Annotated in this window: 16 protein-coding genes and 1 pseudogene; 7 read left to right on the top strand and 10 right to left on the bottom strand. The window is 63.2% G+C overall.

The window, feature by feature from the left end; genetic code table 11:
* Positions 1-45: 45 nt before the first annotated feature.
* From E2I15_RS02460 to E2I15_RS02450, 3 genes are read right to left on the bottom strand one after another with little or no spacing between them, the layout of a single operon-like run.
* A complete protein-coding gene (locus tag E2I15_RS02460; protein ID WP_137479940.1) occupies positions 46-2,304 on the bottom strand; it encodes a xanthine dehydrogenase family protein molybdopterin-binding subunit in 2,259 nt (752 codons plus the stop codon).
* A complete protein-coding gene (locus E2I15_RS02455) occupies positions 2,301-2,783 on the bottom strand; it encodes a (2Fe-2S)-binding protein (RefSeq protein WP_137479941.1) in 483 nt (160 codons plus the stop codon). The genes E2I15_RS02460 and E2I15_RS02455 overlap by 4 nt, the downstream gene beginning before the upstream one ends.
* A 4-nt stretch (positions 2,784-2,787) precedes the next feature.
* Positions 2,788-3,648, bottom strand: a complete 861-nt coding sequence (locus E2I15_RS02450) for an FAD binding domain-containing protein (protein ID WP_137480016.1) — start codon at positions 3,646-3,648, stop codon at positions 2,788-2,790.
* A gap of 363 nt (positions 3,649-4,011) precedes the next feature.
* On the opposite strand from E2I15_RS02450, the gene E2I15_RS02445 reads away from it, so the two are divergent.
* Positions 4,012-5,622: an ABC transporter substrate-binding protein gene (locus E2I15_RS02445; protein WP_137479942.1), complete on the top strand. Its 1,611-nt coding sequence runs from the start codon at positions 4,012-4,014 to the stop codon at positions 5,620-5,622.
* 310 nt (positions 5,623-5,932) lie between these two features.
* On the opposite strand, the gene E2I15_RS02440 is transcribed toward E2I15_RS02445, so the two are convergent.
* The 3 genes from E2I15_RS02440 to E2I15_RS39515 all read right to left on the bottom strand — a co-directional run bounded on the left by E2I15_RS02440 (position 5,933) and on the right by E2I15_RS39515 (position 8,917).
* Positions 5,933-7,942 carry an SPFH domain-containing protein gene (locus E2I15_RS02440; RefSeq protein ID WP_137479943.1) on the bottom strand — a complete coding sequence of 670 codons (2,010 nt, stop codon included), beginning with the start codon at positions 7,940-7,942 and terminating at the stop codon, positions 5,933-5,935.
* A gap of 260 nt (positions 7,943-8,202) precedes the next feature.
* Positions 8,203-8,358: a hypothetical protein gene (locus E2I15_RS38610; protein WP_170991602.1), complete on the bottom strand. Its 156-nt coding sequence runs from the start codon at positions 8,356-8,358 to the stop codon at positions 8,203-8,205.
* A gap of 427 nt (positions 8,359-8,785) precedes the next feature.
* On the bottom strand, positions 8,786-8,917 hold the full coding sequence (locus tag E2I15_RS39515) for a hypothetical protein (RefSeq protein ID WP_276486711.1): 132 nt from the start codon (positions 8,915-8,917) through the stop codon (positions 8,786-8,788).
* Between the two features lie 234 nt (positions 8,918-9,151).
* Here E2I15_RS39515 and E2I15_RS02435 point away from each other — a divergent pair, with 234 nt between their 5' ends.
* Positions 9,152-9,577 (top strand): YtxH domain-containing protein, encoded by a 426-nt coding sequence (locus E2I15_RS02435; RefSeq protein ID WP_137479944.1) that lies wholly within the window; start codon positions 9,152-9,154, stop codon positions 9,575-9,577.
* Positions 9,578-9,773: 196 nt separating this feature from the next.
* Here the strand turns inward: E2I15_RS02435 and E2I15_RS39800 are convergent, their stop codons facing one another.
* Both E2I15_RS39800 and E2I15_RS02425 read right to left on the bottom strand, forming a co-directional pair.
* Positions 9,774-9,959 (bottom strand): ABC transporter substrate binding protein, encoded by a 186-nt coding sequence (locus E2I15_RS39800; RefSeq protein ID WP_170991603.1) that lies wholly within the window; start codon positions 9,957-9,959, stop codon positions 9,774-9,776.
* 140 nt (positions 9,960-10,099) lie between these two features.
* Positions 10,100-10,657, bottom strand: coding sequence for an ABC transporter substrate-binding protein (locus tag E2I15_RS02425; RefSeq protein WP_137479945.1), 558 nt, complete (start codon positions 10,655-10,657; stop codon positions 10,100-10,102).
* Between the two features lie 876 nt (positions 10,658-11,533).
* Between E2I15_RS02425 and E2I15_RS39100 the strand changes: the two genes are divergently transcribed.
* The 5 genes and pseudogenes from E2I15_RS39100 (at position 11,534) to E2I15_RS02400 (ending at position 16,041) form a co-directional block, all read left to right on the top strand.
* Positions 11,534-12,832, top strand: a complete 1,299-nt coding sequence (locus E2I15_RS39100) for a peptidase M15 (RefSeq protein WP_246668176.1) — start codon at positions 11,534-11,536, stop codon at positions 12,830-12,832.
* Between the two features lie 39 nt (positions 12,833-12,871).
* On the top strand, positions 12,872-14,065 hold the full coding sequence (locus tag E2I15_RS02415) for an aspartate kinase (protein WP_137479946.1): 1,194 nt from the start codon (positions 12,872-12,874) through the stop codon (positions 14,063-14,065).
* A 39-nt stretch (positions 14,066-14,104) separates the two neighbouring features.
* Positions 14,105-14,260 (top strand): annotated as a pseudogene (locus E2I15_RS02410) (ABC transporter substrate-binding protein); the annotation flags it as partial.
* Between the two features lie 237 nt (positions 14,261-14,497).
* Complete coding sequence (locus E2I15_RS02405; RefSeq protein WP_137479947.1) at positions 14,498-15,151, top strand: BON domain-containing protein; 654 nt, start codon at positions 14,498-14,500, stop codon at positions 15,149-15,151.
* Positions 15,152-15,555: 404 nt separating this feature from the next.
* Positions 15,556-16,041, top strand: coding sequence for an Hsp20/alpha crystallin family protein (locus E2I15_RS02400; RefSeq protein ID WP_137479948.1), 486 nt, complete (start codon positions 15,556-15,558; stop codon positions 16,039-16,041).
* A 443-nt stretch (positions 16,042-16,484) separates the two neighbouring features.
* Here E2I15_RS02400 and E2I15_RS02395 read toward each other — a convergent pair whose 3' ends face one another.
* On the bottom strand, positions 16,485-17,624 hold the full coding sequence (locus E2I15_RS02395) for an amidohydrolase/deacetylase family metallohydrolase (protein WP_137479949.1): 1,140 nt from the start codon (positions 17,622-17,624) through the stop codon (positions 16,485-16,487).
* Positions 17,625-17,682: 58 nt separating this feature from the next.
* Positions 17,683-19,327, bottom strand: a 1,645-nt coding sequence (locus tag E2I15_RS02390; protein ID WP_155262190.1) for a patatin-like phospholipase family protein, incomplete at its 5' end; no start/stop codon positions are given.

Below are 19,327 nucleotides of genomic sequence, written 5' to 3'. Positions count from 1 at the left end.
GAGAACGTAGGCGGGTTAGCGCAAGCCTAACCCGCCCACTACTCCCTACTCTGCCGCCTGCTGCGTCGGTGCGTCCAGCACCTCCGACACCTTCGGTGGCGACATCGGCAGGCTGTAGAAGCGTTTGCCGAGCGCGTTGTGGACGGCGTTGGCGACGGCGGCCATGACCGGCACCAGCGGCACCTCGCCGACGCCCTTGACGCCCTGCGGATGCTTCGGGTTCGGCACCTCGACCAGCGCGCAGTCGAGCATCGGCAGATCGGAACAGACCGGCATGCGATAATCGAGGAAGCCGGGATTATCGACCTTGCCGTCCTTGTCGTAGATGTACTCCTCGTTCAGCGCCCAGCCGATGCCCTGCGCGACGCCGCCTTGCAGCTGGCCTTCGACATAGCTCGGATGGATGGCGCGGCCGACATCCTGCACCGCGGTGTAGCGGATGACGCGGACGATGCCGAGATCGACATCGACCTCGACGTCGCAGATATGGGTGCCGAAGCCGCCCTCGGCACCTTGCGTGTTGAGCTGCACGCTGGCGCCGATCGGGCCGCCCTGCGACGGCGCCTTCTCGGCGAGGTCGGCGAGCGTCAGCGGCTCGAACTGGCCGGCATTCGGGCTCACCGGATGCGCGGCGCCGTTCTCCCATTTCACCGCCTCAGGGTCGATCTCCCAGATCTTCGCCGCGCGCTCGCGCAAGGTTGCGATTACCTTGTCGGCCGCCTGCGTCACCACCATCGAGGAAGCGAACAGCACGCGGCTGCCGCCGGTGAGGTTGGAGAAGCCGACCGTCTGGGTGTCGCCGATGATGACGGAGACGCGCTTGTAATCGATGCCGAGCAGCTCGGCGCAGATATTGGCGATGCCGGCGCGCGAGCCGCCGATATCGGGATGCCCTGTCGTGACGACGACGTTGCCGTCCTCGGTGATGTTGACCTGCGCGGAGGATTCACCGCCGGCGTTGAACCAGAAGCCGGAAGCGACGCCCCTGCCCTGCAGCTTGCCGAGCGGCGCGGCATAATGCGGATGGTTCTTGGCGGCTTCCAGCGTCTCGATATAGCCGATGCGCGGGAATACCGGGCCGTGGGCGGCCTTGGTGCCTTCCTTGGCCGCGTTCTTCAGCCGCAGCGCTAAGGGATCCATCTTGAGCGCCTCGGCGAGCTCGTCGAGCACGCATTCCACCGCATAGGCGCCGATCGGCGCGCCGGGCGCGCGATAGGCCGCGACCTTGGAGCGGTTGGAGCAGACGTCGAACCCCTCCGACAGCACATGCGGAATGTCGTAGGGCGCGAAACTGCACCCGACCGCGCCGCGGATCGGCGAGCCCGGGAAGGCGCCGGCCTGCAGATAGAAGCTGCCATGGGCGGCGACGATGGTGCCGTCCTTCTTCGCGCCGATCTTCACCGTGCTCTTCGAGCCCGAGGTCGGCCCGGTGGCGCGCATCACCTCCTCGCGGGTCATCACCATCTTGACCGGGCGGCCGGATTTTTTGGCGAGCAGGGTCGCGAGCGGCTCGAGATAGACGATGGTCTTGCCGCCGAAGCCGCCGCCGATCTCGGCGGGGATGGCGCGGATGTCGCTCTGCGGGATGCCGGTCAGCATCGAGGTCATCGCGCGCACCATGAACTGGCCCTGGCTCGACGACCAGATCGTGGTCTTGCCGTCGGCGGCAACCGAGATCAGGCAAGCATGCGGCTCGATATAGCCCTGGTGCACCGGGCGCGTGGCGAAGGAGCGCTCGATGACGACTTCGGCATCCTTGAAGCCCTGCGCGATGTCGCCTTTCCTGGATTCGAGGCGGCCCATGATGTTCGAGGGCTTGCCGTCGAACTTGTTGAACTCGTGCAGGATCGGCGCATCAGGCTTCAGCGCGTCGTCGATCTCGATCGCCCAGGGCAGCACCTCGTAGTCGACCTCGATCAGCTTGCAGGCCTCGGCCGCGATCGCCTCCGTGGTCGCGGCGACGGCGGCGACGGGATGGCCGGGGAACAGCGCCTTGTCGCGCGCCATCACGTTGCGGCACATCCAGCGCATGTCCTGGATGCCGAGCATCACGGCACCCTTCTCGATCGTGAAGTCGACGATGTCGCGCGAGGTGACCACCGCCTTGACGCCGGGCAGCGCCTCGGCCTTGGCGGTGTTGATCGACTTGATGCGGGCGTGCGGATGCGGGCTGCGCAGCACCTTGCCCCAGATCATGCCGGGCATGGTGGTGTCGGCGGCAAACGCCGCGCGGCCGGTCACCTTGTCGACGCCATCGGGCCGGATGGTGCGCTGGCCGATCCATTTATTGTTGACGACGTTCATGGGCGCATCTCCCGCATTTCGGCAGCGGTCTCCATCACCGCGCGGACGATCTTGTCGTAACCGGTGCACCGGCAGAGATTGCCGGCCAGCCAGAAGCGGACTTCCTCTTCGGTCGGATTGGCATTTTTGGCGAGCAGCGCCTCGGAGGCGACCAGCATGCCCGAGGTGCAGATGCCGCACTGGAGCGCGGCGTGCTCGAGGAACTTCTGCTGCAGCGTATGCAGCTTCTCGCCCCTGGCCATGCCCTCGATGGTCCTGATCTCGTGGCCCTCGGCTTCGGCCGCGAGCATCAGGCAGGAGCAGACCAGGCGGCCGTCGAGCGTGATCGAGCAGGCGCCGCAATCGCCCGACGCGCAGCCTTCCTTGGAGCCGGTGAGCCCCAATTGCCCGCGCAACGCGTCAAGCATGGTCTCGTACGGCTCGCACAGGAATTCGACCGGCTCGCCGTTGACTGAGGTGGTGACGTGCAGTTTCGCCATGGTGCTAGTGTCCTCCCGCGCGCTGGGCGGCGATCGCGGCGGTGCGCTTGAGCAGCACGCCGGCGGTTTTGGTCCGGTAGGCGATGGTGCCGCGCTTGTCGTCGATCGGACGACAGGCGGCGCGACACGCGGCAGCGGCGGCTTCGAGCGCGGCATCGTCGAGCTTCGAGCCGATCAGCGCCTGGGCGGCAGGCTCAACCAGCAGCGCAGTCGGTGCCACCGCACCGAGGCCGACACGGGCCGCGGTACAGACGCCGTCCTTCAAGGTCAGGCTGACGCCGATGCCGACCACCGCGATGTCCATCTCGGTGCGCGGGATCATCCGCAGGTACGCATCGCCCGAGCCTTTCGGCCGCGGCGGCAATGTGAAGCTGACCAGGATCTCGCCCGGCTTGAGGTTGGTGCGGCCAGGTCCGGCCGGCACATCCTCAACCTTCATGTCCCGCCGGCCGCTCGGACCCTGCACGGTGACGACGGCGCCCGCCGCGATCATCGCCGGCACGCTGTCGCCGGCCGGCGAGCCGTTGCAGAGATTGCCGCCGGCGGAGGCGCGGCCCTGCACCTGCTTGGAGCCGATCAGGTTCACGGCCTCGAGCACGCCGGGCCACACTTTGCCGAAGCGCGCATGTTCGGCGAGCTCCATGCCGGAGACGGCGGCGCCCACGCGGAAACCGCCATCGGCGGTTTCGCTGATTTCGGTCATCTCGCCGATCTTCTTGATGTCGACGATCAGTCCCGGCCGCACCAGGCCGGAGCGCATTTGCACCAATAAGTCGGTGCCCCCTGCCATAATGCGGGCGACACTCCCGGCGGCAGCAAATGCGCCAATCGCTTCGTCAAGCGTGCGCGGTGCTACGTATCGGATATCGGTCATGACGGTTCTTTCGGTCTCCCTCGACTGCTTGTTCGCGCTGCTTGTTCCCTTGGGGATATGGCCTTATTGCTGGCCGGCAGGACCACAAGCCTACACGGCCGAGCAGCGTCCGAACAGCCTGCGAGGTGCGGTCAAAAGCGCAGGCTCCTATGCAGGATGCGCCCTTGCGCCGTGCCGGAGGTGGCGCGCGACGGCCGCAGTCATCGCATGTTCACGTCACCGATCCAGCCGAGCCCGCCGCCGAAATTCCGAGATTGGCGGCACGCCGCTTGCTTGCTTTGCGTAACGGATTGGTGAAGCATGCCGGCCGCTGTGGCATCCGTGCCGGCGCAACGACAGATCGGGAGACGGCGAATGGTCGAATTCTCGCGCAGAAAGCTCCTCAAGCTTGCGGCCGGCGTGCCGCCGGCGATCGCGGCGCCGGCCATCCTGTCATCGCGCGCCTTTGCCGCCGGCAAGGGCAAGACCATCACCGCCGTGATGCATTCGGACCTGCGCATCATCGATCCCGGTTTCACCACCGCCTACATCACCCGCGACCATGGCTACATGGTCTACGACACGCTGCTCGGCATCGATTCAAGCTTCAAGGTCCGCCCGCAAATGGCGGACTGGGCGATCTCCGACGACAGGCTCACCTACACCTTCACGCTGCGCGACGGCCTGAAATGGCACGACGGCGCGCCCGTGACCGCGGAGGACTGCATCGCCTCGCTGAAGCGGTGGACCGCCGTCGACGGCATGGCGCAGAAGCTGGCCGAATTCACCGCTTCCCTCGAGGCGAGCGGGCCGAAGACGATCGTGCTCAAGCTCAAGGAGCCGTACGGCCTCGTGCTGGAGTCGCTGGCAAAGCCCTCCTCCTACGTCGCCTTCATGATGCCAAAGCGGCTCGCGGAGACGCCGCCGGGCAAACAGATCGCCGAGCAGATCGGTTGCGGGCCGTTCAAGTTCGTGAGCGCGGAATTCCAGCCGGGCGTCAAAGCCGTCTATGAGCGCAACGCCGACTACGTGCCGCGCAAGGAGAAGCCGGATTGGCTGTCGGGCGGCAAGGTCGCGAAGGTCGATCGCGTCGAATGGGTCACGATGCCCGACGCGCAGACCGCGATCAACGCGCTGCAATCCGGCGAGATCGACTTTTTGGAACAACCGTCGGTCGACCTGCTGCCGGTGCTCGAGGCGAACTCCGATCTCACCGTGGCGGTGCTGAACAAGTTCGGCTTCCAGATCGAGGGCCGGATGAATTTCCTGCACCCGCCATTCGACAACGCCGCGATCCGCCGCGCCGCATTCCTGGCGATGAACCAGAAGGACGTGCTCGACGCCACCGTCGGCAATGCGAAATATTACGAGATCTGCGGCTCCTATTTCGCCTGCGGCACGCCGCTCGCCAGCGACGCCGGCGCGGAGACGCTGATCAAGGGCAACGGCATGGCCGAGGCCAAGAAGGCGCTCGCTGCCTCTGGCTATGACGGCACGCCCGTCGTGATCATGATCCCCGGCGACGTGCAGACGCTGAAGGGGCCGCCGACGGTCGCCGCGCAGCTGTTGCGCGCGGCCGGCTTCAACGTCGACGCGCAGGTGACGGACTGGCAGACCGTGGTGAGCCGCCGCGCCAGCCAGAAGCCGCCCAAGGAAGGCGGCTGGAACCTGTTCTTCACCTTCACCGGCGCGACCGAGGTGATGAACCCGATCGTCAACAACCAGATCGCCGCGAACGGCAAGCGGGCGTGGTTCGGCTGGCCCGAAGACGCCAAACTCGAGCAGATGCGCGACGCCTATGCGCGCGCCACCTCGCCCGAGGAGCAGAAGAAGGTCGCGGTCGAGATTCAAAAGCAAGCCTACGAACAGGTGATCTATATCCCGCTCGGCCAGTTCCGCTTGCCGAGCGCCTGGCGCAAATCGCTCACCGGCGTGCTGGAAGGCCCGGCGCCGCCGGTGTTCTGGAACGTCGACAAGACCGAATAGTGACCGGCGGCGCGAGCGACGCGCGCCGCCGGTCGACGTTGGGCCAGCTGGGGCACGTCGGAAGGTTGATCGTTTCAGCCGCCGAGGCGCTTCACCGCTCTCGTCTGCGGGCGCTGCAAAATATCGAAAACAACCCCATGCAAAGGAGCCGACGGCCGCCGGCGTTCGACCGGGCAACTTGACACGTCGGGCAAATCAGGAATACATTTCCAATATTCCGAAATTCGCTTTCCCCTCCGGCCGGCAATCCGGAGAGGGAGCGCAGTTGCTTTCGGCTGCTATTCGACCTCGTCGCACTACTATCGCCGCGTCACTGGCCGTTGGCCTTGCGCGTGGCCTTCGGTGCCTCGTCCTTCAGCTTCTCCAATGCGCCGGGCATCATTTGCCCGAACATCGAACTCAGCATCGCGGTCGGGATCAGGCCGGCGCTGTTGCTCTCCGCGCCCTGCCCGCCCGACATCAGGAATTGCGGCACCAGCGGCTGGTTGATCCGGGTCAGCGCTTCGGCGAACTTCGCGAAGTTCTGCTCGGCCAACCGATACTCCGGCCCGCCATAGGCGTCGACCGACAGTTTGGTCGCCTGGGCGTTGGCGGCGCCGACCGCGAGCACCCGATCGGCCTCGCCCTGGCCCTCGAGCCTGGATTGCTCGCCGACCGCGGCCGCCGTCACCTTGCGGGTCTCGGCATCCTTCTGCGCGCGGGCGAGCGCCGCGGCGCCCTCGTTCTCGTTGACCTTGACCTGGATCAGCGATTGCGTCAGCGCCGTTTGCGCCGCGGCCGTCGCCTTGGCCTCGTTGAGCGCCCGCTCCTGCACCGCGGCCTTCTCCTGCTCCTGATAGGTCTCGATCTGCTCGCGCGCGATCTGGCGCGAACGGAGCTGGATCAGGATGTTCTCGATCGTGTGGTCGCCGGTCGCCGCGCGCGGCGTGCCGATCAATACCTCCTGGAGGTCGAGCGAATAGCTCTCGAACTTGGCCTTCATGTCGAGGGCCGCTTCCGCCTGGATCGCGGCGCGGTTCTGCAGCAGCTCGATCAGCGTCATCTTCTGCGCGATGTTCTTGAAGAACGCGCTGACCATCGGGTCGAGTGTCTGCTCGACCAGTTTCTTCACGTCGCCGAAGCGCTGGATGATCATCGGCGCCTTCTTGTAGTCGATATGCATCACGACCGAGAGCGGCAGCGTCGGCTCGAAGGCGTCCTTGGTGATCAGCGAGATCTCCGACAGGTTCTCGTCGAGCTTCATCGCGCCGACCTCGCCGCGCATCCATTTCAGGATGAAGTTGACGGTCGGGATGATCTCGATCTTGCCGGCATAGGTGTTGAAGGCGTATTTGCCCGGCAACAGCGGATCCTTCCAGACGCCGCGGCTGCCGTTGAGCACGAGCTCGCCATGACGGTACTGCTCACCCGAGACGTCGTCGGTGCGCGGGCCGGTGTAGAAGATGACGACGCCGACATTGCCGACCGGGATCACCGTCTTCGGCACCGCCTCGACGGTCGCGAACAGGCGGTTGATGTACCAGGTGCCCTCGACGATGACCTGGAGCTGGCGGCCGCGATAGCCGCCGGCGCTCAGGAATTTCTCGGGCTCCTGGAAGTTGTTGTGGAAGGTCGCGGCGTCGCGCAGCTCGGTACCGACCTCGGGCGCGATGATCTCGCCCGGAGGCAACGACGGGCCGTCGTGCACGGTAACGATGCCGACCAGATCGTGATCGGCCGCCAGCACCACCGGCGCAAAGCCCCAACGCTCGGTGATCGTGAGCTGCATGCTCTCGAGCACGCCGCGCTCGCGCTCGCTCAGCGCGTGGCCGTAGACGCGCTCGTCGGTGATGACGGCGAACTGCGTCGTGTTGATCGCATAGGTACCCTCGCGCAGGATCTTGCGCTGCGGACCCTTCTGGCCGCCGCCAAGCAGGAAGCGGCGCGCGTCCTGGAAGTCCGACTTGTCTTCGGTGTCGTTGGCGCCAAGCACCTGCGAAGGCTCCAGCGCCGCGCCGTCGCGCGCGAACACATAGGCGATCTTGCCCTGGCCGACGGTCACGAGGTCAGAGCGGTGGATCCGGTACATGAAGGGAAACATCACGTGCAGGCCGCCGCGCAGCACCTCCGGCTCGTAGCCGGCTTCGCCGTTCAGCGCGATGAAGCCGTCATCGATCGAGCCCTTTATCGCCCACAGCTTCTCGACGATGCCGACCTGATTGTTCGGAATGTAGCGAAATACGTTCGATATGCGCAGCACGATCACAAGCGCGATCGCTGCAGCGATCCAAATGGCAGGCTGGGTTGAACCTGAACCATTAAGAAGACCGAGGAAGTCCATAGTCTGTCTCCACAATTCGCAACTGGGCGGTTTGGGAACCAAACCTCACCCAAGAATTGCGGTGCGGAGATGTGGTGCGCGGCCTGGGGCGCAAGGCGTGAACATTATTCGTACTGCCGATCTTTTTTTGATGACCGTCTGAACCGCCAGGCGAGTCGCGCGACATTGATCGGCGCGAATAATTGCTGCGATTGCGCATCATTCGCGGCCAACATGCGAGATCGCTCTAGCGCGAGCCATGTTGGGCGCGATCGCAAGGATCAGTCGCGTTCGAAAACCTTGGCACCAGGGTAGACCCGTCGGGCGTACGCGACGACCCGCGCTCGCTCCTGCGTCTCCAGGAACGGAGTTTGGATCTTGCACGATCCGACGATGAGGTGCCACAGGCCATTGAGCTTCTGAATGTTGATGATCATTTTGGCTGCTCCTCGAAGAACCCGCGTCCAGTTGCGCTTGGTCCACTTGGTCTGGCGTTTGCTTTCTGCCCGGTTCTTGCCGGGAGTGCTATTCCGGTCGACTACGTTCGGGGAAAGTACGTAAGGTGGACGCACCTGCACTAGCTCATGCGTGGCGACAACTCGATGCAATTGACAGGAAGCAAAAACCCGGCGGCCTCTAACAGGCCGCCGGGTGCGCTCAAGTAATGTCTTGGGGATGAAACGTGTCTGTCTTCTGCCCGGTTTTGGCCGGGCGCGCTATCCGGGCGACTACGTCCGGGGAAAGTACGTGGGTTGACGAAGCCGTGGCACAGCAACCGATCGTCTGGATCACGTCGCGAGGACGAAGCCGACACGGGTTTGCGAGCACGCGCCCCCCATCTCGGGTGCCACCAACGGCCGCCGATCACGACACCCGCGGATGCTCGCCGACCGCGCCGACATAGTCGAACTGCCCTTCCCTGACCGACAACGGCATGAACGCCAAGCGAGTCGCGACATCGATCGGCGCGAACAACTTGCCACGATTGCGCATCATTCGCGGCACCCCGACCTGCCACGAGAGCCTGGACTCACCGAGGTCCGCTCCTGACGGCGACGCAGTAATTGCTGTGCTCGATGGTCGGCGACTGCTTTTGACTCAATCGAGGCATCGTTCCGCGCGGCCCTCTTTGCTCGTTCCCAGGAAAAGTTGACCCAGATCAACATGGCTCGCACGAGAGCGCGTTACCTGCGAGCCGGTTCGGGAGGCGCTTACCTGAAGGAGGAGCAAATGAAGCCACTTTCTGAACAACTCGCCGAATTGTCGGTGCGCGCAAAAAATGCCGAAACTGCCTTTGCAGCCGCACAAAAGGAAGCGCGTGACAAGATCGAAGCGCGGAAGGCAGAGGCGCTTTCGGCTGCAAAGATGGCAGTCGAAAAGGTGAGCCAGCAAATCAAGTCGGTCGGCGAGTCTGCTGACAGAGACAGGCAGGCGCTGCAAGCAAAAATCACCGCGGACGTGAACACCTTGAAGGCGTACGCGCTCAAAGCAAAGCATGATATCAAGGCCAACCTTGCCGAGGAGCGCGCAACGCTTCTGGAAGAAGACGCCGGTTTCGCGATCGATTACGCCATAGCGTCGGTTGAACAGGCACAACTCGCCGTCCTGGACGCGATCGACGCTCGCCGCGCCGCCGAGCAGGCCAGGCGCAGTTAGCATCAGGAACTCTGCAAACCGAGGCCGCCTCCGTTGGCGGCCTCTTTCATTTTGGGCCAAGCTGCGACGTCCCTATTGGCCCGAATCCGAAGGTCCACCCGTCCGTCAACAGGTCAGTTCATTTGGGCAGAGCAGACGCCGCCGTGTTGGCCCGCCACGGACGTCTTTTGACCCTGACCCGACTTCGAGAACACCATCATTGAATAACTTGGTCGGCCTTCTCGAGGATTTCGGAGGGGACGTTTATGCCAAGTCGCCGAGCGGTCTGAACGTTGACCACCAGCTCGTGCGCCAGCGCCGCTCTTATGGGTAGGTCGCCAGGATTGGCTCCTCGAAGGATGCCGTCCGCATAGTGTGTGCCATGTGTCGCGCCGCTTCGCAAAGGCTCGTGCCGTAAGCAATCAGGCCGCCGGCATCGAGCATGGATATGGGAAGGACCGTTGGCAGACGATGGGCAGCAGCGAGATCTGCTATCTGCTTTCGGCAAGCTTGGTTGATCGGCTCCTCTAGGACGACGAGCGCCTACGCGCGCTCCTGCTCCATCGCCGCAAAGGCTTTTTCGTGTTCCGGAGAAGGTGCTTCGACGCGGATCACTTGTGGTTCCAACTTCAACCGGTGAGCTGCCTCTCGGTTCGACCTCGACATGCAGTCCGATACGCCGAGGTCACTCAGGATAGCAACCCGCTCAAGACCAGGTTTCACCGCCTTGAGGAATTGCAATTGCGTTGTGGCCTGCTGTGGATCAAACGTCGTCACCCCTGTGAGGTTTCCACCAGGGCGCTCCAGGTTCGTGGCCAAGCCGTCGCCGATCGGCTCGACAACCACCGTGAACACGGTCGGAATGGTTGAAGTCGCTTGGCGAACAGCTCGCACCGTGACAGCTCCGATGACCGCGATGAGGTCGACTCCGATATTGACCATTTCGGCGGCGAATTGAGACAGCCGGTGCAGCTGCCCTTCGGCTGCTCGAAGTTCAAAGCTGATGCGTTCACCTTCAATCCAGCCAAGGTCCTGGAGGCCAGACTTGAAGCCATCCATCGGGTAGGCAGAACCGGCGACGATGATGCCAATGCGCTTCATGGTGCAGCTGACGACGATAGCACGAAGTCAGCCGCCATCGCCACGGCAGCCCTTGGCCCATCGACGAAGACCGCGGTTAGGGCTGGCACGTCCCCACTTGAGGCAAGACCGGAAATGCCCAAGACAAGGCCAAAGCGGCGCGATTGACCCGTTGCAGAAGTTAGCGGCTTCGCCGACCAGCTTTCCACGCGAGGAGTATCGTTAGAAGATATGCCGGCGCGAGAACAAAGATCGCGTCGAACAAGTAAATCGTGAAATCTCGACCGAACGACGCTCCGGCCCCGAACGAAAATTCTCGCGCGTCAGAAAACAGTATCGGCAGGTTGAGAACCGTCGAGATGAGTTGACCGACCCAACCGTCTCCACAGGTGAAACTTTGCTGTTCCTCGGTCAAGCTGCACCCGATGGCTTTCAGCATAGGATATGCGACAAGCTCCAATGGGGCTATGACAACGGCAATTCCCACGATGCATAGGCAAAGCAGGCCCACACCTCGAAAAACCTTGAGCACTATCGATTTCAACATTCACGAAGCGTACCAATATCGATAACCAGTTGCGATCCGCCTTGATCCGCTCACCGAATAGCGTCGGGCTGCTGGTAAATGAACCCTTGCGGCGGATGACCTCCTGCTCTTGGCCCATCGCGTCAGTTGGCGCAGTGCAGCGGGTAGACCTGAAGTAGCTGGCCGACTGCAAAAACGACGCTGCTGAACCCGAACGGAAATCAGAGCTCGATCGCTGGCGAAAATCACCGAACGCAGCAGCACGCGCCGCGCCGGGTTGCTCGCGGCCGCGCGTTGCGGTCGGGCAACACCTTCTGAAAAAGCGTAGCGCCAACGGCTTCCGCCCATTGCGCGTTTCCATTTTGATCCGAATGATCGATGCCGTCGCGTGCTGGGCGGTACAACAGGGCTCGGATCGAGCCTTTGGAGGCTACGGGGTGATGAACCCGCGGCGAATTGCGACTCCGGAGTTGTGCGGGACGGTCGTTCTCGCAGGTTGGCTTGTTGCCTGGCTTGCCGGCTCTGCCGGCATCGGGAACAGCGGCGCAGTGTCCGTCGAGGGCCTCGCACCATCGCTCGCCGCCAACGCTGAACCGGCTGTTGCGCAACAGGCCACTGCCGTCGGCAACGCCACCAAAGTGGATGCTGACGCGGCGGTGGCTGCAGAACCCGTCACGGGGCCCGCGTCCGACGCGGTGGCCGCCCCGCAGGCAGGCGTCTTGGGTAACGCTGTCGCCAACGCCGATGCGGCGATGGCGGTTGAACCGGCGCCGGCGGCGGCCCCTGATGCGACGGCGACCTCGAGCGAGCCGAAGTCAATCGTCGTGGCTGCGTTGCCGGATTCGTCGCAGACGCTGCCGGCCGAAACATCGCCGGTGCACGCGGCGACGGCGAGCCCGCCTCCAGCGTCTGGTGACACCGAGGAGGCCGCGAGACCCCTGGATATTTTCGAGGAGTGCCTCGTCGTCGATGTCTGCATCGACCGGTACCTGTGGGCGCTCTACCAGCGGACGCCGAAGCAAGACACGATCAGCGTACAAGAGCAGCGGAAAGTGACCGTCAAGAAGAAGCGCAAGACGGTGACTGTCACCAGGACGTTCACCAGGCGCGTCGATAACGATTTCACGTGGAAGGATCCGAAGGCGGCGGAACGAATGGGCATGCCGATGATCGACTACGTGATTGGAGGGGTGGATCGGAGCTTCAAACTCAAGATCTTTCACGCGCTTTACGCGGCCGAGCAGGCCGGGTTGGCGCCCGGCATCACCAGCGCGTTCCGCGATGACTACCGTCAATCGATCGCGAGCGGCCTGAAGGCGGCGTCCGACAAGTCATACCATGGAGGGAGCTTCCGCGGCGGCTATGGCCACGGGCTGGCCGTCGATATCGTGAGCGTCAAAGGCGCGACGCGGGCGGAGCGTTGGGTCTCCACCGAGGCCCTTTGGAAATGGATCGATGCGCGTGGACCGGATTTTGGAATCGGGCGACCGTATCTCGATCGAGATCCACCGCATGTCGCGCCGATAGACGGCAAGGAATACGCCGCTCACCGTGGCGGGACGAAAGCTCAGCACGCGGAAGCGGATCGCAAGAAGCGCGACCGGGGCGCTGTGCGGGTCGTAGCGAAACGATCAAAGACCGCAAAAGCGTCGAAGGGGAGAACGATCTGATCGGGTTCAGCTGCGCCTTCCAACACGACGCGGGCAAGAATGCCTAGCAATCCCATCATCGTGCAAAAATACGGCGGCGTCTGTCTCGAAACACCGGAAAAAATCCGCGCGGCCGCGAGCAGTGTCGCCGATTTGCATGGCCGTGGTCATCGTGTCGTGGCGATCGTTTCCGCAATGGGCAAGACCACCGATGAACTCGTCAGGATGGCCTATCAGGTCAGCCCGCATCCCAATCGCCGCGAACTCGATATGCTATTGACCACCGGCGAGCGCATCAGCATGTCCTTGATGAGCATGGCGCTGTCTGATCTCGGCGTGCCGGCGATCAGCTTTACCGGCAGTCAGGCCGGCGTCATGACCGACGGGTCCCATTCCTCCGCACGCATTCTGGACGTGCGGCCCATTCGCGTGCGCGAAGAACTCGATCGTGGACGCATCGTGGTTCTGGCGGGCTTTCAGGGCGTGAACCCGCTGACCAAGGAAATCACGACGCTTGGCCGGGGCGGCAGCGATACCACCGCGGTCGCCATGGCTGCGGCGCTCAAGGCGGAGTGCTGCGAGATTATCAAGGAGGTCGACGGAGTTTGCTCGGCTGACCCGCGCATCGTCGCGGACGCAAAACCCTTGCGTCAGCTGGATTTCGCATCCCTGTCCGAAATGTGCTTCTGGGGTGCCAAAGTCCTGCACTTTCGCAGCGTGGAACTGGCCCACAGCCAAAACGTGCCTTTGATCCTGAGAAAGTGGGGCGGCGCTCGACACAGCACGCAAGTGATGAAGGAAGTCGCAGACATGGAGAACGGAAAAGTCCTGGCCGTCAACTCGATGGCTCGCATTGAGCATGTGGAGATCGATTCGGCGGACCTCAATCAAGGCTTTGAGAAGTTCGCGCAGCATCTCCAGCAAAATGGCTTGCCTTGGCCGCAACTCCTCGCCTCGGCTTTCACCGCCGAAAAAACCCGCATCATGATGACTTGCGATTCTGAGACACTCGACGCGTTGCTGCGCACACTGGAACGGAGCAAAGACCTGCGCAAACAGCGCGACACGCTGAGTTCGGTGAGCCTCACTTGCTTCGGCGGCATTTCCTCGGACCTGCCATACAAGGCGGTTCAGATTCTGCAGCGTCACGGAATCATCGCCGACAAGTATGTTTTGTCATCGCATTCGGTAAGCTTCTTTGTTCCGGTGGAGAGCCGCGAGGCCGCGGTCATGGCTTTGCATTCGCTGATCTAGTCGAAATTTGGCAAGGGACGACGTCGCCCGTCGGCCCTTGGCACCGGCAAGGTGCAGGCCGCCTACTTCCGGATGATCAACGAGCGGGGCGGCATCGACGGCCGCCGGATCAATCTGGTCTCCTACGACGATGCCGCGACGCCGGCGAAGACGGTCGAGCAGGTCGGCAAGCTCATCGAAAATGACGAAGTCCTCGCCGACGAGAGCGCCGTTCCGATGGAATCGGAACGGCAGTAGATGCACCAAACCAATGCAGCGCAGCCGACCTGGCGAAGACAAAGTTCTGCGAAGCGGAGCACCTGAAAGATTGGTCGATCCACGCAGATCGGTTCTGCGTTTTGGATGCAGAGTTTCCCTGCTAGATATTGACGCATATCAACGTCGTGTTGGGATGCCGCATCCATAATTTATGCTGTTATATGGAGACTTGTCATGGACAATCGCCAGTTGCAGCAGATGGTTCTCGATGAACTCGATTTCGAGCCCAGCATCGATTCAGCGAATATTGGTGTTGTAGCGGACTGTGGTGTTGTGACCTTGACGGGCCATGTTCCGAGCTATGCGCAGAAGGTTGCGGCCGAGCAGGCAGCGCGCCGCGTTAAGGGCGTCCACGGCGTCGCGCAGGAAATTGAAGTGCGCTACGCGAGCGACAAAAGGACCTCCGACGATGAAATCGCGAAACGAGCGTTGAGTATCATTCGTTGGGACACGACCATCCCGGACGATGCGGTTCAGGTCACTGTCCAAAAAGGGCTAGTGACTCTCACAGGAAAGGTCGCCTGGCAATTCCAGAAGAATGCTGCCGAGAAGGCGGTCTGGAGACTGTCCGGCGTCGTGGGCGTGCTCAACGATATCGAGCTCATTCCCCGGCCGATTGCTTCGGATATCAAAAAGAAAATCGAGCAAGCACTGACTCGCCGCGCTCACATTGAAGCGGACGCTATTCGTGTGAACGTGACGGATGGGAACAACGTCAAGCTCGAAGGCAAGGTGGACTGCTGGGACGAAAGACAGGCGGTCGAGCGGGCGGCCTGGTCGGTGGATGGCGTTCAATTCGTTCAAGACCGGCTGACAATCGGCCGATGATGTAGCGACCGTGAGGCGGCGCGGTCATGTCGAGCCGCCTCACGAGCCGCCTTCCATCGATCCGCTGGAGGTTGATTCCGTGCGACGAGGCTTCACCCTTCCCGATCTGGAGCAAAAGCTCGCCTCGCTTTCGGAGGGCTCGTTGCACCAGATTGCACATCGCGATTACGAACGATTGTTCGGCACGAACGACGCAGCTGTAGCTCGTGTTCGAAATTTCGCGCGAAGTCATCGATGCGTCGCAGTTTTCGCGGACCACGCCGTCCTGTTTCGAAAAGGCTTCGAAACGTCAGTCGACCAAACAAGATCTGGCTCGCAAACTTAGGTCTGTTCACCTCGCAGGGCAGCGTTTTGCATTGAAGCTGCGGCACATTTTACATGTTTCGTACGATAGGAGATCACATATGGCAGCACCATTGCCAGTTTCGATCACGCAGCAGAAGTCTCTCGTCGCCCGTCCGAACGTGGATTTTGCAAGCTCGCTTCATCGCGAGATTGAGCGCATTTTCGATACTTTCCCGCGAGATTGGCCATCTCCGGACTTCAGAGCGTCGCCGGGTCTTACGTTGAACATGGACATCGCCGAGACCGACAAAGATATCGAAATTACGGCCGAGTTGCCGGGTCTTGAACAAAAAGATGTCCAGGTCAACGTGGCCGACGACGTTCTCACCATCAAAGGAGAGAAGAAGGCGGAAAAGGAAGAGAACGATAAGAACTACCATCGCATAGAGCGCAGCTACGGCTCGTTCTATCGGTCTCTTCAGCTTCCGTCGGGCGTGAATGCCGATGCCATCAAGGCATCGCTCAAGAACGGCGTACTCAAGGTGACAGTGACCAAACCCGCCGCGGCGCTGCCTCAGAAGATTGAAGTCAAGGCGGCTGCTTGAAGTTGTGCGTGCGCTCTACTTGTCGAACCAGGTGGAGCGCGCTTCACATTTTCCGGATCGGAGGCGTCGGAAATCCGCGATGGCACTCATTGTGACACGGTGCCCTGATACGCTTAGAACCGTCGCGACTGGCTTGCGCACGGACATGGTTATATTCGCAAGCCTTCCGGACGTCGCCCTTCCCGTTCTCTGTCCCGCGTGTCTTCGGCAACATCACTGGCGACCAGCCGATGCGTGGCTCGAAGAATTTCCTGCACGTGGCGCGCGGTTGCGTAAGGACCGACACCCTAAAGCCAAAGAGCCAGTTCCCCGCCAGCGTCGGGACGCCGGCGTCATCCTGACGAACGTTCCGCTCGAGTGATACTCAAGCCTGCCTTTACCAACGCTCGACCGGCGTTGCCTTGGAGGCGCAAAGCGGACGCGGGCTTCTATGATTAAGCGCCCTATTTCGGATGCCACCAGCGTCCGCCGATCACGACGCCTTCGGATGCGATCTTGCGATCGCCCGCCAGATGCTCGCCGACCACATCGACATAGTCGAACGTCCCCTGCCTGACCGAGATCAGCGTGGCGTCGCCGACGCTGCCCGGCTTGAGGCTACCGAGCTCCGGCCGCCGCAACGCCATCGCGGCATTGACGGTGGACGCCGCGATCACGTCCGGCAGCGGCATGCCCATGCAGAGAAATTTCGACATCGTCGTCACCTGGTCGAACGCCGGGCCGTCGATGCAGAGCTGATGGATATCGGAGGAGATGGTATCGGGGTAGAAGCCGTTGGCGAGCATCGCGCGCGCCGTCTTGAAGGCGAACGAGCCCTTGCCATGGCCGATATCGAACAGCACGCCGCGCTCGCGCGCCTCCAGCACGACCTTCTTCACCGTGCCCTGCGCGGTCGCGGGCGTATTGGGGAACGGACGGAACGCATGAGTCAGCACGTCGCCCGGATGCAGGCGCGCGAGCACCTCCTCATAGCTCGGCGGCGGATGGTCGATATGCGCCATCAGGGGCATGCCCACCTGCTCGGCAACCTCGAGCGCGATCTCGAGCGGCACCAGCCCCGAGGTGCCCGAGGCGAACAGGCCGACCCGCACCTTGATGCCGACGATCAGGTCGCGGTTCTCGTCGGCGACCCGCGCCGCGTCGATGGGATTCATCAGCCGCAGCTCCTCGCTCTCGCCGACCATCACGCGATCCGAGAAGCCGAAGATGCCGGCATGCGAGACGTGCAGATAGGCGAGAATGCGGACCTGGCTCGGCTCGATCACATGCTTGCGGAAGCCCGCAAAATTGCCCGGGCCGGCGCTGCCGGTGTCGACCGAGGTGGTGACGCCGGAGTTGCGGCAAAACTTCTCCGCATCGATGCCGAGCGAGGTGCCGCCCCAATAGACATGGGTGTGCAGGTCGATGATCCCCGGTGAGACGATCAGCCCCGAGACGTCGCGGACCTCGGTGGCGGGATCGGCTTGCAACTCGCGGCCGAGCGCAGCGACCTTGCCCGCGGCAAAGCCGACATCGGTCACGGCATCGAGTTTTTGCGACGGGTCGATCACCCGTCCGCCGCGCAGGATCAGATCGAAAGGCATCGTGTTCTCCGGATTCGGTCCGGCACGATGGTCGAGTTCGCCGGCGCCTGCAAGCCGGTCAACCGACTCGGGCCTGTTGGGAAACCGGCGCGGTCGCTGTCGCGCGATCCGCGCCCCTGTCAGCAACCATCTCCGTTGCCTTGTCCGCTCCGTTGGCCGACGCGACGATGGCCGCTATCGCCGGATGATGCGCCGCCTCAGAGGCAGCAATGGTCTCGCGGGCCCAGCGGTACGAGGACTCGAAGATTTCCTGATGGCGGTCGAAATCGGTGACGTCGATGCCGTCGGGCGTCGGCGGACGCATCACCATGTCGAGCGGTGTGGTCGGCAGCGTATCATAGCGCTGATGCGCAACGAGGCTCCGCCACAGCACGTTGACGGCGCTCGGCGCGGCCGGAAGCAATTTCTTGCGGAACGGCGTCAGCAGCGATGCAAGCAGCTCAAGCCGGCCCGGCAGCGCGGCATAGTCGACGTCGAACATCTCGGTGGCCGGGTCGCCGAAATGGACCACCAGATTCGGTCCGCTCTTCATCTGGTGCATCTGCGCCAGCGGAACGTTGTCGACGAGGCATCCGTCGACCAGCATCGAGCCGTCCCTTGTATAGAACGGCGGCAGCAGACCGGGGATGGCGCTCGACGCCCGCACCGCCTGCCACAGCAGACCGGTGCGGATCAATTCGAGATTGTGCGTCGACAGATTGGTCGCGACCGCCGCGAACGGCCGCCAGCAGTCCTCGATCCGGCAATTGTGGCCGTACTGATCGGCGAGCGCCGCATCGAACGCCTTGTGATCCAGCAAGGCGTAGCGCGGCCAGGTCGGGCGGCGGAAGCTGCGGCTGGAGACGAAGATCTCATGCGTGCCGCGCTCGAGATGCTCGGCGTCGTAGTTCTTGGCAAAGCCCGCCGCCATCGCCGAGCCGACGCTGGTGCCGACAAAGATGTCGAACGTCGCGCCGCGCTCGCGAAACGCCTTGTAGACGCCGACATGCGCCGTGCCGAGGCTGCCGCCGCCACCGGCGACAAATCCGACGGCGCGACCGCACAGAAAGCGAACCAGGCTGTCGATGTCGAGCTGGTCCTCGAGCGCGACATGATGATGCATGAAGCAGGGCAGCCGCGCCAGCCACGCCGCGGTGCCGCTGACCTCGTGGCGCCTGACATCGTGAACCCGAACGAGGCGCCGCGTCGACGCCGGATGCACGCCGCAGGCGAAGCGCTCGATCTCCGTCAGATCGGGCGTGGGCGCATGGCCACGGCAGGCGAACACGACAAGGTCGGCCTGACGGATGGTTTTCCGCGCCCAATCCGACGCGTCAGGACCACCGAAATAGGCCACCAGTGGCGCATCGTACTCGATCCTGTTGAGCCAGTCGGCGACTTCGGATGCGTCGAGCGCGCGGCCGGGAAACATCGCCTGAACGCGCGCGAGGTCGACGATCTCGGCACCCGCAGCGGCAAGGCCTTCGCGCAACCTGTGCTCAAAGGCGGCAGGCATCGGTTCGCGTCCGCCCGAGATCAGCGCGACGGTGCGCGCCTTCGGTGACGCCCGGACCGGCAACAGGCGCGCGGTCTCGGTGGCAAACCGCCGCGCGAGCGCAGCCAGCAGCGCCTCGACGATCTCCGGCGTTTCCCGCGCCAGCGTCGTATAGGCGGCGCGCGTCAACACCAGCACGCTGGTATCGCGGATCGCAATCACATTGGCC

It is taken from the genome of Bradyrhizobium sp. BR2003 (genome assembly GCF_009720285.1).
Lineage (GTDB): Bacteria > Pseudomonadota > Alphaproteobacteria > Rhizobiales > Xanthobacteraceae > Bradyrhizobium > Bradyrhizobium elkanii.
This window is presented reverse-complemented; position numbering and strand designations above follow the sequence as displayed.

Bases quoted from the DNA above. Each gene is read 5' to 3' on its own strand.
- E2I15_RS02460 (WP_137479940.1), bottom strand. From the start codon at position 2,304: ATGAACGTCGTCAACAATAAATGGATCGGCCAGCGCACCATCCGGCCC.
- E2I15_RS02455 (WP_137479941.1), bottom strand. From the start codon at position 2,783: ATGGCGAAACTGCACGTCACCACCTCAGTCAACGGCGAGCCGGTCGAA.
- E2I15_RS02445 (WP_137479942.1), top strand. From the start codon at position 4,012: ATGGTCGAATTCTCGCGCAGAAAGCTCCTCAAGCTTGCGGCCGGCGTG.
- E2I15_RS02440 (WP_137479943.1), bottom strand. From the start codon at position 7,942: ATGGACTTCCTCGGTCTTCTTAATGGTTCAGGTTCAACCCAGCCTGCC.
- E2I15_RS38610 (WP_170991602.1), bottom strand. From the start codon at position 8,358: ATGATCATCAACATTCAGAAGCTCAATGGCCTGTGGCACCTCATCGTC.
- E2I15_RS39515 (WP_276486711.1), bottom strand. From the start codon at position 8,917: ATGATGCGCAATCGTGGCAAGTTGTTCGCGCCGATCGATGTCGCGACT.
- E2I15_RS02435 (WP_137479944.1), top strand. From the start codon at position 9,152: ATGAAGCCACTTTCTGAACAACTCGCCGAATTGTCGGTGCGCGCAAAA.
- E2I15_RS02425 (WP_137479945.1), bottom strand. From the start codon at position 10,657: ATGAAGCGCATTGGCATCATCGTCGCCGGTTCTGCCTACCCGATGGAT.
- E2I15_RS39100 (WP_246668176.1), top strand. From the start codon at position 11,534: ATGATCGATGCCGTCGCGTGCTGGGCGGTACAACAGGGCTCGGATCGA.
- E2I15_RS02415 (WP_137479946.1), top strand. From the start codon at position 12,872: ATGCCTAGCAATCCCATCATCGTGCAAAAATACGGCGGCGTCTGTCTC.
- E2I15_RS02405 (WP_137479947.1), top strand. From the start codon at position 14,498: ATGGACAATCGCCAGTTGCAGCAGATGGTTCTCGATGAACTCGATTTC.
- E2I15_RS02400 (WP_137479948.1), top strand. From the start codon at position 15,556: ATGGCAGCACCATTGCCAGTTTCGATCACGCAGCAGAAGTCTCTCGTC.
- E2I15_RS02395 (WP_137479949.1), bottom strand. From the start codon at position 17,624: ATGCCTTTCGATCTGATCCTGCGCGGCGGACGGGTGATCGACCCGTCG.